10 protein-coding genes are annotated in these 14,625 nt (G+C 41.1%); 1 reads left to right on the top strand and 9 read right to left on the bottom strand.

Annotated features, from left to right (window positions below; all coding sequences use genetic code 11):
* Positions 1 to 31: 31 nt before the first annotated feature.
* The 9 genes from FN809_RS09695 to FN809_RS09655 all read right to left on the bottom strand — a co-directional run bounded on the left by FN809_RS09695 (position 32) and on the right by FN809_RS09655 (position 12,636).
* Positions 32 to 1,696, bottom strand: coding sequence for a nucleoside kinase (locus tag FN809_RS09695; protein ID WP_142533321.1), 1,665 nt, complete (start codon positions 1,694 to 1,696; stop codon positions 32 to 34).
* A 66-nt stretch (positions 1,697 to 1,762) separates the two neighbouring features.
* Complete coding sequence (uvrA, locus tag FN809_RS09690) at positions 1,763 to 4,618, bottom strand: excinuclease ABC subunit UvrA (RefSeq protein WP_142533320.1); 2,856 nt, start codon at positions 4,616 to 4,618, stop codon at positions 1,763 to 1,765.
* A 393-nt stretch (positions 4,619 to 5,011) separates the two neighbouring features.
* A complete protein-coding gene (locus FN809_RS09685; RefSeq protein WP_142533319.1) occupies positions 5,012 to 6,058 on the bottom strand; it encodes a lytic transglycosylase domain-containing protein in 1,047 nt (348 codons plus the stop codon).
* A 192-nt stretch (positions 6,059 to 6,250) separates the two neighbouring features.
* On the bottom strand, positions 6,251 to 7,345 hold the full coding sequence (pdxA, locus tag FN809_RS09680; RefSeq protein ID WP_142533318.1) for a 4-hydroxythreonine-4-phosphate dehydrogenase PdxA: 1,095 nt from the start codon (positions 7,343 to 7,345) through the stop codon (positions 6,251 to 6,253).
* A gap of 124 nt (positions 7,346 to 7,469) precedes the next feature.
* The gene (locus FN809_RS09675) at positions 7,470 to 8,906 is read right to left on the bottom strand and encodes a leucyl aminopeptidase family protein (protein ID WP_142533317.1); all 1,437 of its coding nucleotides are present in this window, start codon (positions 8,904 to 8,906) and stop codon (positions 7,470 to 7,472) included.
* Between the two features lie 197 nt (positions 8,907 to 9,103).
* Positions 9,104 to 9,508: a hypothetical protein gene (locus FN809_RS09670; RefSeq protein WP_142533316.1), complete on the bottom strand. Its 405-nt coding sequence runs from the start codon at positions 9,506 to 9,508 to the stop codon at positions 9,104 to 9,106.
* Positions 9,508 to 10,506 carry a DUF4837 family protein gene (locus FN809_RS09665; protein ID WP_142533315.1) on the bottom strand — a complete coding sequence of 333 codons (999 nt, stop codon included), beginning with the start codon at positions 10,504 to 10,506 and terminating at the stop codon, positions 9,508 to 9,510. Before FN809_RS09665 ends, FN809_RS09670 begins: the two co-directional genes overlap by 1 nt.
* 50 nt (positions 10,507 to 10,556) lie before the next feature.
* On the bottom strand, positions 10,557 to 11,738 hold the full coding sequence (locus tag FN809_RS09660; protein WP_142533314.1) for a lytic transglycosylase domain-containing protein: 1,182 nt from the start codon (positions 11,736 to 11,738) through the stop codon (positions 10,557 to 10,559).
* Between the two features lies 1 nt (position 11,739).
* On the bottom strand, positions 11,740 to 12,636 hold the full coding sequence (locus FN809_RS09655) for a hypothetical protein (protein WP_246095563.1): 897 nt from the start codon (positions 12,634 to 12,636) through the stop codon (positions 11,740 to 11,742).
* A gap of 163 nt (positions 12,637 to 12,799) precedes the next feature.
* Between FN809_RS09655 and FN809_RS09650 the strand changes: the two genes are divergently transcribed.
* Positions 12,800 to 14,602, top strand: coding sequence for an Ig-like domain-containing protein (locus tag FN809_RS09650; protein ID WP_142533312.1), 1,803 nt, complete (start codon positions 12,800 to 12,802; stop codon positions 14,600 to 14,602).
* Positions 14,603 to 14,625 lie beyond the last annotated feature (23 nt).

Raw genomic sequence — 14,625 nt, 5'->3', positions numbered from 1 at the left:
GTTAAGTATGATGGCTAACATTGTCAAGGCGTTAATATACAAAACTACTTCCACCTAAAAACTCCCGTATAATGGATGTTGGTGGTATGTTCTCGTCGGGTATTGGTTTAAAATAGCTAAAGAAATTCAGCAAGCGATTGGCTTCGGCATATTCTGCTTTGTTGCGCGTTACTTCCAGCAATATGGGTTCGGCACGTTGTTTTAGCACAGCAAACTCATACAGTAGCGCCGTGTTAAACATCACATCGGCTTCCTCCTGATAGGGAAAGATATGTTTGTCTTCGCCCCGTCGCACACTCTGCCATCGCGATAAAGTTTCCTGCGCCGAATAATTACGGTATTTGTAGTCGCGCACAATGCGTCGTATTAGGCGATTATCGGTTGTTGGTATGCGGTTATGATCGTCGATATTAATAGAGGTTAACGCCGAAACGTAAACTTTAAATTTAACTGAGTCGGGGATATTGCCGGTCAGTTTTGGGTTTAAACCATGTATGCCCTCAATAACCAGTATGTCGTCCTGTTTTAACTGCATGCGCGTATCGTTGTAATAGCGTTTGCCCGTTTCAAATGAAAATAATGGCAGTTGAATTTCTTCCCCTTTTAAAAGAAGGGATAAATCTTCGTTTATTTGTTTAAGGTCCAGCGCTTCCAGTGCTTCATAATCATATTCTCCGTGCGCATCAAGGGGGGTGTGCTCGCGATCTACAAAATAATTATCCAGGGATAAAGTATGTGGTCTGAGTCCGTTTACCATAAGCTGAATAGCCAATCGTTTACTAAAGGTGGTTTTGCCGCTGGAGGACGGACCACTGATAAGGACAATACGGGGTCTGTTTTCGCGCTGTGCGATCATATCAGCGATATGTCCGATTTTTTTTTCGTGGAAAGCTTCAGAAACTTTGATAAGACCTTCGGCCTTGTTATTTTTTTGTAGAATATTCAAATCGTGTATATTGGTAACCCGGAGTACTTTGTTCCAATCGCTGTATTCCTGAAATATCTCAAACATCTTATTCTGAATAATGAGATCTTCCAGCACTTCGGGCTCAAAGCGTTTGGGAATCTGAAGCAACATTCCGTTGTAATATTTATACAGGTCAAATACTTTTAAATAAGCCGTTGATGGTACCAGATAGCCATAAAACGAAGCAATGGTGTCATTAAGCTGATAGTAAGAGGAGTAATTATGCCCCTGACTTTCCAGTAAACCTATCTTATCTATAAATCCCTCTTGTTCAAATTGCTTTATAACAATATCTGTTTCTTTTTCGTGATATTTAAAGGGTATATCTTGTGCAACAAGCATACGCATATAATCTCCCAATTCTGTAATCTGATCGAAGCTGACATCCTGGGCACCATTAAGTTCGCAATACACGCCCTTAGAAACGGAATGCTCTACACGAAGTTTAGCGCCGGGCAACACTTTTTTAACCGCATAATACAATAAAAATGATAAACTACGGATGTACATGCGCATGCCATCGGGATGCGTAATGTCAATAAATTCAACGGTTTTGGGATGGAAGACCTCGAAAGATAATTTCTCCAGGTTATTGTTTACCAAAGCACCCAGTATTTCACTTCGCAGTTGTATGTTGTGGTCTTGGGCAACTTCCTTTAGGGTGATACCCCTATTGTAGCTTTTGTAGGTATGGTTGTTTAAACATTTGATTTCTATTTGCTTACTCATATTTATTTGCTTTAGATTATTGCATGTGATGTGCTGAGCAAATAAAGATAGCGAACATTCATCAAATTATTGGCTTTCAAGTTCAATATTTAAATACTGTGCCGTGTAGCTTTCTTTGTTTTTGGCCACCTTTTCCGGGGTTCCCTGACACAGTATTTCACCACCTAAACGCCCACCTTCTTTTCCAACGTCGATAATATGGTCGGCTACTTTAATTACATCCATGTTGTGTTCAATTACAATAACGGTATTTCCTCTGTTTACCAGCCGTTGCAGTACAGCCAGTAATACCCTTATGTCCTCAAAATGTAGCCCGGTAGTTGGCTCATCAAGAATATAAATGGTGTTACCGGTGTCTTTTTTTGCCAGCTCCGAAGCCAGCTTCACTCGCTGCGATTCGCCTCCCGATAGGGTGGTGGAGGGTTGTCCGAGGGTGATATATCCCAGCCCCACTTCCTTTATTACTCTAAGCTTTTGCACAATTTGCGGAATGCTTTCGAAGAAATCTACCGCCTGGTTGATGGTCATGTTCAACACATCGCTGATAGATTTGCCCTTATAGCGAACCTCCAGGGTTTCCCTATTGTATCGTTTACCGTGACATTCGGGACATTCTACCATCACATCAGGTAAAAAGTTCATTTCAATTACCTGAACGCCACCTCCTTTACATGTTTCGCACCGGCCTCCCTTCATGTTAAATGAGAAGCGTCCCGGCTTGTAATCTCTTATCTTTGATTCGGGCAGGTTGGTAAATAGTTTTCTTATCTCGTCGAATACTTTGGTGTAGGTAGCCGGGTTGGAGCGGGGTGTCCTGCCCAGGGGCGATTGATCCACTTCCACCACCTTATCGACCAAATTAAGGCCGTCAATTTTTTTGTACGGTAAGGGGTCTTTTACCGATTTGTACACATGCTGGTTTAATATGGGGTAAAGTGTTTCGTTTATCAGCGTTGATTTGCCACTGCCCGATACCCCGGTTACACAAATAAAAGTACCCAGCGGAAAGCTAACGGTAACTTCTTTTAAGTTGTTACCACTTGCCTTGTGCAATACCAGTTTTTTTCCATTCCCTTTTCTTCGTTGGCGGGGTATTTCAATGGCTTTTTTATTGTTCAGATAATCGGCTGTTAATGTGCTTTGCTGTATTACCTGTAAAGGTGTACCATGCGCCACCACTTCGCCACCGTGTCGCCCCGCATAAGGCCCCATGTCGATAAGATAATCCGCCTGCATCATCATGTCCTTGTCGTGCTCTACCACCAGTACGGTATTTCCGGTATCGCGCAATTGTTGCAAGCTTTCAATCAGCCTGTGGTTATCGCGCTGATGCAGGCCTATGCTGGGCTCGTCTAATATATACAGTACGTTAACTAACTGTGAGCCTATTTGTGTGGCCAATCGTATCCGCTGACTCTCGCCCCCCGATAAGGTTATGGCGCTTCGGTTTAAGGACAGATAACCAAGCCCCACGTTTAATAAAAACCCCAACCTATTGCGTATTTCTTTTAATATTTCGGTGGCAATGGCCTTTTGTTTTTCGCTCAGGCCGGCTTCTACATCTTCAAACCACCCGGCCAATAAGCTTAAGTCCATGCCCGACAAGTCGGCTATGTTTTTATCCTTAATTTTAAAGTGCAGTGCTTCCTTGTTAAGTCTTTGCCCATTGCACACCGGACAGGGGGTAGAGGAGATGAATTGTCCTGCCCATTTTTTTGCTTTTTTACCCGTATCGCTGCTTTGCTGTTGCAGAATGTATTTGATAACACCATCGAAACTAATAAAATAATTGGCACTTCCCAGGGGAGTGTTTTTTAAGGTGATGGGTTCGCTTGTACCGTTCAGAATGCTATCCAAGGCATCTTCGGGAATTTCTTTGATAGGTGTTTTTAGGGTAAAACCATGTTTTTGGGCTAAAGCTTCTATTTGCCAAAAAATAAGTGTGTTTTTGTATTTTCCCAATGGGGCAATCCCTCCTGCGTAAATAGTAGCAGAATCATTGGGTATTACTTTTTCAATATCAACCAGATTTATACTGCCCAACCCTTTACATTTGTTACAGGCACCTTGCGGCGAGTTGAAAGAAAAGGAGTGTGGGGCAGGTTCGTTATAGGAAATACCCGTTGATGGACACATTAATTTCTGAGAGTAAAATTTGGCTTCGTTACTTTCCACATCCAGCATCATCATTATGCCCTTTCCGTTTTTCATGGCCAGGTGTAAGGAGTCGGAAAGGCGTTTTTCATCTTTATCAGCTACTTTAATACGGTCGATAACCATCTCGATACTATGGTTTTTATACCTATCGAGTTTGTAACCATGCTCCAGTTCTACTATTTCACCATCCACTCTGGCATGCAGGTAGCCTTTTTTTCGGATTTGTTCAAAAAGCTCTTTGTAATGTCCTTTTCGGTTTTTTACCAAAGGAGCCAATACCATCACTTTTTTACCCTTAAAGTTATCTTTTATCAGCGAAAGAATTTTTTCGGTGGTATATTTCACCATTTTTTCGCCGGTGTTGTAGGAGTAGGCATCCGCTGCACGGGCATATAAAAGCCGCAAAAAATCGTAAATCTCGGTAATGGTACCTACGGTGGAGCGTGGATTTTTATTGGTGGTTTTTTGTTCGATGGAAATTACGGGGCTTAGGCCTGTAATCTTATCAACGTCAGGTCGTTCCATGTTGCCCAGGAATTGACGTGCATAGGCCGAAAACGTTTCGATGTACCTTCTTTGTCCTTCGGCATAAATAGTATCAAAAGCCAATGATGATTTACCACTCCCGCTTAAGCCGGTGATTACAACCAGTTTATTTCGCGGAAATACCACATCAATATCTTGCAGGTTATGTACTCTAGCACCCAGCACAGAAACTATTCCGTCCTCAACAAAATCAACTTCGGCTTGTTCCGATTTATTCATTTTCGTACCCATGATAATACTTAACTCAAAAACGGGAATATTGTTTTATATCCCTGACAAATCCATACTTCTATGCTCTTTAAACACATAAAATGTGCCTCAAGCGTTCAACTCAATTTGTTTTAAAATAATATGCCAGCTAATAGTAGACCTTCTTATTGACTGAACTATCCATGAGTTTTAGGAAATAAGAATAAAGCGCAGAGCTTTGTTTCGTCCCAGGTGATTAACCCACAATCTGTAGATCAGGCAGCAGCTACTGCCGAACTATACTTTATTGATAAAAAACAATAGGGAATTACGAGTCGACAAGCTGAGCTCTCAATTGATTTCAGGTTGTCAAACTTCGTTGTTACCGGGGTAAATATAGTTCTGTAATCATTCAATTTAAAATTATTGCACCTGTAAGCCGGAGGTTTTTAACGGGATGTTGTTTCCACTAATTTTGTTGGGGACAAAAGTTTCGGCAGGCACAATATTAGGTTCTATTTTTTGTTGGGTTGCGATTTGTACAGGTAAATCAATTTCGTATTTCGTTTTACGACTATTGCTTAACTTATTTTTCCGCAGCCAGGGATTTAAATCTTTAAACTCTTTATAGGATATGCCGTTGCTTTTGGCAAAATCGGCAATATTATTTATTGTGCTGTCCACAACTATTTTGGTTGTTTTTAGGTTAGGGTATAAGTCTTCTTCATCAACATAAAATCCGTACCGGTTGGGATGGGATAAAATTTCTTTCAGGGCAATTATCCTATACACATATCTACCGGTTTCCTCGCCTAAAAGTAAATCGTAGTAATTGTTGGCTTTTTGTAAGTTTAATTGTCGATTGATACCCGTTTTACCTGCATTGTACGAGGCGGCCACTAAACTCCAGTTTTGATAGCTTGCATACGATTTTTTAAAATACTTGCATGCTGCTACCGTTGCTTTTTCAAGGTGATAGCGTTCGTCTACTTCGCTGTTTACCTCCAGGCCGTATTCGCTTGCAGTTGATCTCATAAATTGCCATATTCCGGCAGCACCGGCAGGCGAAATAGCACGAGGCATCAAACCACTTTCGATAACGGCCAAATATTTAAAATCGTCGGGTATATTGTGCTCTTTTAAAATAGGCTCAATGATAGGAAAATATCTGTTACAACGCTTAATAAAAAGTACCGTTTGCGATTGCCAATAAGTGTTTACCAATAATTCACGATCCAGACTTTCTTTCACCCAATGTTTCTCAAAAGGAATCTTTTCACCCGCAAAATTTATTCCCTCCGGGATCTTTAAACTAAAAATAGAATAACTATTTTTAAATGTAGGTGTTTCATTGGCGGAAATACTTGGTTCCGTAGAAAAAGTAAATAATTGTGTGACTATATAAATGGCAATAATACTGCTCGATATAGATAAAAACTTAATATAAGCTGATGTTTTTTGATTTTTCATAATCTCTCCCGCTGTTAAATCCGTTCTGTTGAAGGTGTAAAGGTATTCAATTAATTTGATAAAGTAAATAATGCTCCTGCACGTTAACTATGAGCAATACGTGTAAGTTATCCTTTTGTTGCAGTAAACCTGTTTATAATACAAATTTATCTGTTTTTTGTATGTGCACAATGATGCTTCGCCATCAAAAGTTTATTCTACTTTCTTCTTCGATCCTCTGTCGTTATACTTGTCATCCATTTTATTGATATCGTACGATTTAAGCGGATTTTTTGCCAAGTCTTGGTTTCTGCTTCTGTTCCTGAAAATATCGATGGCGGCGTACACGGCTTGTCTGAATGATTCCTCGTCGGCCATTCCTTGTCCAACAATATCAAAGGCCGTTCCGTGATCGGGTGATGTACGGACAATAGGTAATCCGGCGGTAAAATTAACCCCGGAGGAAAACGAAATAGTTTTAAACGGAATAAGACCCTGATCGTGGTACATGGCTAGTACAGCATCGAACTTGGCCAGGTTGTTGGATCCAAACAAGCCGTCGGCAGCATAAGGTCCCAGCGCCATTATTCCTTTGTTTTTAGCTTCTTCAATGGCCGGGATGATGATTTCCTGTTCCTCTTTGCCTATCAAACCATCGTCACCCGCATGCGGATTAAGACCCAGCACGGCTATACGTGGTTTGCGTATGGTAAAATCCTCCTTTAACGTTTGGTTGAGCGTTTTTAACTTCGCCAGAATTTTTTCTTTGCTGATGTTGTTCGAGACTTCGGTGAGTGGAATATGACCTGTTACAACACCTACTTTTAATACATCGCTTATTAACAGCATAAGTGAACCACCTCCGCCAAATTCAGCTTCGAGATATTCAGTATGTCCCGGAAAATTGAATTCCTCCGATTGAATATTGGCTTTGTTGATGGGGGCGGTAACCAGTACGTCTATTTTACCTGCCTTTAAGTCGGCAACGGCTTGTTTTAATGCTTTGTAGGCACTCTCGCCTCCCATTTTTGTTACTTTGCCTAACTCTACGCGCACATCGTCGTTAACACAATTGATAATATTCGCCCGTTTAGGGTGAGCTTCTTCGGCGCTCTGGATGTTGTTAAGATTAAAGTTGCTAATGTTTAATGTTTTACGGTGGTAGGCAGCTACTTTCGAAGAGCCATAAACGATGGGTGTGCACATATCGTACATCCGGCTATCGCCAATAACTTTAAAAATAATTTCATATCCTATACCGTTTATATCGCCGTGGCTAATGCCTAATCGGATTTTATCTGTCGTCATCTATTATCTGTTTTTTGTGCCGAATTTACTTTAGACCGGTTAATGCTAAAATAGTATTCGGATAATTTATTTTGCATAACAGGGTTAAATATCGCCATTTTTATGTAACTATAGCCTGAAACGATTACATTTTTATTTTTGATTTCAGAAACTGGTAAAGTAAACGCACCCCTACACCCGAAGCTCCTTTACCACGATAACTGCTTTGTTTTAGATGAAAGGCCGGTCCGGCTATATCGAGGTGAATCCAGGGGTATTTTACAAATTTCGACAAAAACTTACCGGCTGTTATTGCGCCTGCTTCTCTTCCGCCGAGGTTTTTCAGGTCGGCAATATCCGATTTTATCAGCTCGTCATAATCACTCCAGAACGGAAATTTAACGATACGTTCGTGGGTTGCGAATCCTGATTTTTCGAGTGCTGCAAAAGTTTTGTCATCTGCCGTTCCCATGGCTACGGTGCCATAATCGCCAATGGCCATTACAGCAGAGCCGGTGAGTGTGGCCAGGTCTATCACCAATTCCGGTTCATATCCGTTGGCATAGCTCAGTGCATCGGCCAACAGGAGTCTACCTTCGGCATCGGTATTGATTACCTCTACGGTGAGACCATTGTGCATCGTAAGCACATCGCCCGGTACATAGGCATTTTTACCCGGACGATTGTCGCTGGCGGGCACCAATCCGATAACATGTAGGGGGAGCTTGTTTTTTGCAATGGCCACCATTGTTCCTATAACAGAAGCAGCACCGCCCATATCACATTTCATGCTGTCTAAGCTTCCGGGGGGTGTTTTCAGGTTGATGCCACCAGTATCAAAAACCACCCCCTTACCCACCAATACATAGGGTTTAGTGCTGACGGTATTTTCGGGTTTCCACTCCATCACCGAAAATGTAGGTGGATCTACGCTGCCTTTGTTCACCGCCAAAAGTCCGCCAAACTTAAGTGCCTCTATCTTGGCCTTATTAAAAACTTCGGCTTTTAAACCGTCTGTTTTTGATTGCTCTAATATAAAATCGGCCAATTGTTGTGCGTTTAGTTTATCCACGGGTTGGTTAACTAAATCGCGCGTAATAAAAACTGCATCAATTAAATTATTCAGCTCATTTATTTCGCACCCGTCAACAGCAGCGCTTACTATATTTATATCCGTCAATTGAAATTCGTCCTCTTTCTTTTCGGTTTTATATCTCAAAAAGCTATAGGCGCTCAGTGTTATACCCTCGGCCAAAGCAATGGTTTTACGATTGTTTCCGATGATGTCAATCAACGAAAGCTGGCTGGCTTCCTCACTCTTCAACTTGCTAAAAATACTGTTTCCATCTTTTCTAATCTTCTCGTTTTCATCGTCACCCTCTTCGTTTGTAAACCGTATAAAAACTTGTTGCGAAAGTCTGTTCAGATGAATCAGGGTATGCTTCTTGCTGGTTTTACTTTCGATATATTTAATTTCCTCTTCAGAAAATTTAAAGTCCTTTAAAGCTTTTAACTCATTCACCAAAAAAACCAAATGGCCTTGGTGGTTTATATTTATGGATTTTTTTATTATTGGACGCATATTTTTGTTTTTATATAGATTTTAATGTGTTTATATCTTAAATATCAGGTATGCGGTATGTTTTTCTGTCTGGTGTTTTTTTTATTTTATATGTAGTTCAGGCTAAGGTGATTCATACCTTCAGCTGCCCCTTATTTTATTGTAATGCCTGACAGCTTAAAAGTGCAAAATCTTACATAGAATCATTGCTTGTTTTTTTACCCTTCCAGCTCCCCTTGTTCATGATCTTTATTTGCTTGCTGCCTAAAGTAATCGCGGGTGATTACTTTTTTTAATTCGCGGTGGATAATCAGTTCCGTTAGCACGTGGTCGTACTCCTTGTTGGGCATTTGGCTTTCGTACAACTTTATGTCGTTTTCGTTAATGTCGATACGGTACAAAAAGTGCATAAACCGATCTAATTTATCGGAGATAAGGTAAGCGACATGATCTTTCATTTGTTCAAACAGCTCTTCGTAAAACAGCTGGGCGCTGCCCGTAAAGTGAATTTCCAGACCAAACTCGCCAAAATCTTTTTGTATCTGTCTTCCTGTTTCAACTATCAGCTCGTTACGACGTGAAGCTTGCACGAGATCTTTTCGCGAAGTAGCGGGAAAGGCCATTACTTTTCTTTTTTTAGGGGTTCGTAGGAACGTAAAATAGCTTCCAGCTGACGAACCATATTTCTCTTCTTAGGTTTTTCGGGGTTGTAGGAATATCCCTCCGTAATTATCATGGTGTTGCGTTGTTTGTTATGATGAGCCATGCTGATAAAAGGGCCGCCCATCATATCGCCCTGTACTTTCCAGAGGCCACGTAATACAACCACATTGGTGTCAGAGGGAATTTTAATAGTCTGGTAGTTAACCGGAAATTGATGCTCGGTAGTCATATACGATCCTTCGGAAGGACCGGGAATCCTGTTCATCAATACCTCGTCTCTTTTATTTAAGAGGTACTCTCTTGAAAAACTTCCTTCGCCCACATAATCTATCTCGTAAACTATCAATCCCAAACTTGAGTTGTGTGTTTCGTGCGACATCCATAAAAAATCATTCTCCTCTTTCCTCAGTTTAAAATCACGTGGTACGGTCATGGAGAAACCAAACTTATCTTCTATTTTTGTTTTTAAGTTTTGGTTAAAAGTGCTTTTAAAGTAAGTTGATAGGCGTTCCTGCTCCGCTTTGGCAAAGAATCCTACCAATTTAATTTCGTTTTTTTCAACCATCTTTTCCATGCTGTCGGTATCCTTGGCATATATCCGCACCAAGGCCTGCTGTTTGGCCCACGTTCCTTTGAAAAACTGGATGCCTTCTTCCTTTATATTCGCTCCTACTTCAACAATAATCAGGTTACGATAGGTTTTTAAAAAATCGGATAGTGATCTGTGTGGGATAACCGACACATCGAACATGGGCTCTTCCTGCGGCAGACCAATCATGGGCTGAACCATCATGTCCCACAATTTTTTGCCTGCATCCGTTTTTTTAACAGCATCGTTCATTACAATAACCATTACTCCTGCATTTCCCGAGGGGTTGGGTTTATCCGAATTGGGTTGCGTTTTGCAACTTATCCCAACTATCGATAACAAGCATAATAAATAAACGTATGGCTTCATGTTTTATATTTTTTCGAGGTTAATATTTTTGTAAAGCAGTAGCGACCACGCTATTTGCGTTCGGCTAAATTATCAATTTCGTCTTTGATAAAAAAGAACTTTTGCGGGTTCTTTTGTTTCCAGATAATTAGTTCCTGACCCGGATGCAAATTCCTGCTTGTTATACCGTTCCATTTTAGAATATCGTTGATGGTACATCCATGCTGAATAGCTATTTTATGAAAATATTCTCCTTTGGCAACAATATGCACCGTTTTTTCTGAAAAAGCACTTTCCTTAGGTGTTTTTTTGCGCTCGGGCATTTGATATAAAAGAGCTTCGTTTTGTACAAATGCCGTGATGTACTTTATTGGTAATAGTAAGCGGACAGGCTTGTCACCTACGGGGATGGTTTGCTTTATAAAAACGGGGTTTAAAAAGGTAAGATCGTCCATGCTTATGCCCACCACGTCTGATATATGCTGAAAAGTGAGGCTTTGCTGAACCATAACTGTATCCAAATCGCGATAGCTGTATTTCGGAGCTTGTACCTCAATATCGTAGTTAGCATGGTAATGCATCACATAATTGGCAGCGATAAAAGCAGGTACGTACCCTTTAACCTGATCGGGCAGGTAGGGGCGCAACTGCCAATAATCTCTTATCCCACCCGAGCGCTTAATGGCTTTTTCCACCACGCCGGGGCCTCCGTTGTATGCGGCCAGCGCCAACTGCCAATCGTTAAAAATACGGTATAGATATTCCAGGTATTGGCAGGCAGCTTCGGTGGCCAAAACCGGGTCGCAGCGTTGATCCATATAGGTGCTTACGTTTAAATTGAACATGCTGCCGGCATGATACAGAAACTGCCATAAACCCATAGCGCCTGAAGTTGACTTGGCGCGCGGATCCAGCGCGGACTCGATGACTGCCAAGTATTTTAATTCGAGCGGCAGGTTGTATTTGTCGAGGTATTCTTCGAATAGTGGGAAATAGAGTTTGGAGCGACTGATGATATTGGCCAAATGCTTACGCCGCTTAACTGTATATACATCAATATAAGCCTGTACGCTAGGGTTATAGTTTAACAGAATGGGTGTTTGGTAATTGAGCACATGTATCCTTTTTTCTATCATCCATTCCGGAAACTGAGGAATAGTGCCGGGCTGCGCTTGTACACCGCCAATGATGAAAAAGCACACGTAACAAAGCACCCTTGTTTTGTTACGAAAATAACCGATAACATTCCTCATTTTAATTGAGATTGAAATGGAGTGTGCCTATGTTGCGGCCATCGGCAAAAACGTCGGCAATATACTCACCACCGGTTAGTTCGCCTGCATCTACCTGATAGTACAGGCATACATCCAGCTCCTGGCCTCCGTACTCTATGGTGCGCATGGCCGAATAATTAATCTTCTGGTTTTCGTGTTCAAATAAATCGTCTTTACTATGATACAACAAGGCTCCATCGGGGCGTAATATCCGCAGATAAATATTTTTTTCGCCCACCTTGGCCGTTATGTTTTTCTGTATCGAAAAGCATATTCTAATTTTTGAAATGCGCGATGTTCTTCTTGTTGAACGCCCTTTTGAGTTTAGGCCCTCGGCTTCCATATTAAAGGTTTCCAGTTTAGAGGCTATCTCCACCTTTTCTTGCAGCGTTTCCTTCACTACCTCCAGTTTGCTGTAGGTACTTTGCATTGTAGTTACCTTTTTTTTGTATTGCTGGTTTTCTTCCTGAAGTGCTTTGTTACTTTGATTGAGCGAATCAATTTGCACTATGTAATTTTTCATTACCCTGCGCAAACTTGTAAGTTCTTTTTTGTATTCTCTTATTTTGGAAGCATTGGTTGCTTTTATGGTCTGAATCTCCTCGATAAGGTGCGATATTTTTTCGCGCTCCCTCTCCAACATGGTGTTAAGCGTGTCGCTGCTGGTTTGTAGCGAGTCGTAATCCAAGGCCAGATTTTCAAACTCATAGGTCAGCATTTCCTTTTCTTGTACCATTTCATCTACCAGCACTTTCATTTCGCTCCGGTTTTTGAAATAGAGTATGCCTAAAATTACGATAAGGGCTAATGATACTGCACCAATAATTAGGGTGGTTCGGTGCAATTTATGTGGCTTGTTGTTTTCTGTATTGTTCATTGTTAAAATTGTGCTTTGTTGATTAATAACGGCAAATTTAGAATATTTAGTGCATTACCAATAATGGACCACTAATAATATCATATTATTTTAATCATTTGGCCTTAAGAATGTATAATTGAATTAAATTTGTGCCTTCATCTAATTTAGATATTATTGTAAGATGCGACATTATATTTTTGGTCTTCTGGCTATGCTGCTACTCCTGTACTCTTGTGCTAACCCCGGATATCCCACTGGCGGCCCTAAGGATATGGACCCTCCCAAAATAAAAAAGTCCACGCCTAAACCCAATGCTTTAAACTTCAATAAAAAGCAAATCACTATTGAGTTTGACGAAATTATAAAGCTGAATGATGTATATCAAAAATTTGTAGTTTCACCACCCTTAAAAAAAAGACCCACTATTGTAGAAAGGGCGAATAAGCTTTCTATTGAATTCGACGAAGAGGAGGTATTGCAAGAAAATACCACCTATACGCTGGATTTTGCCGATGCCGTTGAAGACAATAACGAAGGCAACGCTATTGAATCCTTTGTGTTTTCGTTTTCAACTGGCGAGGTAGTTGATTCGTTTGCTATTATGGGCAATTTATGGGAAGCATTTGATTTGGCACCCGTAGAAGGAGCTTTGGTGATGGTGCATAAAAACCTGAACGACACCGCCTTTACCCACGATGTGCCCGTGCGATTAGGAAAGACGAACAAAGAGGGGCGTTTTGCTATTCGTAACTTAAGCCCGGGTAATTACCGGGTTTACGCTATTGAAGACGGTAATCGTAATTATATGTTCGACCAACCCGGAGAATACATCGCCTGGTTAGATACCATTGTTTCGCCTGCCATGGAATATGTAGAAATGCCCGACACTATAGCACCCGACTCGGTTATTTATAGCGAGGAGCTGGTTTATACGCCCAACGATTTAAAGTTGTTCCTGTTTAAGGAGGAGAGCACCCAGCAATATCAACTGGGCGAAGAAAGAAAGGACTCCAATACCTTAGCCTTCTTTTTTAACCTTCCGTTGGAGGATTTTTCTTTACAACCGGTTTTAGACGAACCCTTTGACGAAGACTGGGCCGTGTTTGAACCTACCGCTAAAAATGACACCATGTTTGTTTGGATAACGGACAGTGCATTATACAAGAGGGATACCTTAACGATGGCATTTTCGTATTTAGGATTGGATTCCTTAAACAATCCGGCTCAAATCAACGATACGGTCAGAATGTATTATTTTGAGCTTCCTAAAAAGAAAGAAAGCCGCAGACAGAAGAAGGGCGTTCCTGAGAAAGTAAAAACATTACAACTGGCCAGATCCCCTTCTACGGTAGATGTATATAGCAGTTTCGACTTTATAATGCCTACGCCGGTAAAACTGATGGATGAAACAGCTATCGGCCTCCTTGAAAAAGTGGATACCCTATGGGAAGAAAGAGATTTTGTTTTACGTCAGGATTCCACTTTCAAACGCCGCTACTCGGTAAGTAGAAAATGGACCCCGGGTGCGAATTATCTTTTAAGCGTTGATTCGGCCGCCATAGAAGATGTGTATGGCCTAAAAAACGATTCGATAGGAAAAAAGTTTAGCGTAAAAACCCTGGAGTCCTACGGTGTATTGTTAATTGACCTGGGGTATGGCGAGGACGATTGGTTGTTGCAATTGCTGGACAACTCCGAAAAGGTGGTGCGTCAAAAATATGTACCCAATTCAGGGAAGGTGGGTTTTGAGTATCTTAATGTGGGTAGCTACAGCTTAAAACTGGTACTGGATAGAAATAAAAATGGCAAATGGGACACAGGCAACTACGCCCGGAAACTGCAACCCGAACAGGTGTTTTATTATCCTGAAAAAGTGGATGTCCGAGCCAATTGGGAGGTGGTAGTGAAATGGGAGCTGGAGAAATTTGATATATACGATTTTGTAGAAAAAAACAGAAGACCCAAGAAGCGGGATGAACTGTAGTTATGTGTTCAGTTTGGAGTAAT

Origin of the sequence: Saccharicrinis carchari (assembly GCF_900182605.1) — a bacterium.
Lineage (GTDB): Bacteria > Bacteroidota > Bacteroidia > Bacteroidales > Marinilabiliaceae > Saccharicrinis > Saccharicrinis carchari.
Note: the sequence above shows the minus strand (reverse complement) of the source record. Positions and strands in the feature narration are given on the sequence as shown.

Excerpts from the sequence above, each read along its gene's own strand:
- uvrA (WP_142533320.1), bottom strand. The coding sequence starts at position 4,618 with ATGAATAAATCGGAACAAGCCGAAGTTGATTTTGTTGAGGACGGAATA.
- FN809_RS09650 (WP_142533312.1), top strand. The coding sequence starts at position 12,800 with ATGCGACATTATATTTTTGGTCTTCTGGCTATGCTGCTACTCCTGTAC.
- pdxA (WP_142533318.1), bottom strand. The coding sequence starts at position 7,345 with ATGACGACAGATAAAATCCGATTAGGCATTAGCCACGGCGATATAAAC.
- FN809_RS09655 (WP_246095563.1), bottom strand. The coding sequence starts at position 12,636 with ATGAACAATACAGAAAACAACAAGCCACATAAATTGCACCGAACCACC.
- FN809_RS09665 (WP_142533315.1), bottom strand. The coding sequence starts at position 10,506 with ATGAAGCCATACGTTTATTTATTATGCTTGTTATCGATAGTTGGGATA.
- FN809_RS09695 (WP_142533321.1), bottom strand. The coding sequence starts at position 1,696 with ATGAGTAAGCAAATAGAAATCAAATGTTTAAACAACCATACCTACAAA.
- FN809_RS09675 (WP_142533317.1), bottom strand. The coding sequence starts at position 8,906 with ATGCGTCCAATAATAAAAAAATCCATAAATATAAACCACCAAGGCCAT.
- FN809_RS09660 (WP_142533314.1), bottom strand. The coding sequence starts at position 11,738 with ATGAGGAATGTTATCGGTTATTTTCGTAACAAAACAAGGGTGCTTTGT.
- FN809_RS09685 (WP_142533319.1), bottom strand. The coding sequence starts at position 6,058 with ATGAAAAATCAAAAAACATCAGCTTATATTAAGTTTTTATCTATATCG.
- FN809_RS09670 (WP_142533316.1), bottom strand. The coding sequence starts at position 9,508 with ATGGCCTTTCCCGCTACTTCGCGAAAAGATCTCGTGCAAGCTTCACGT.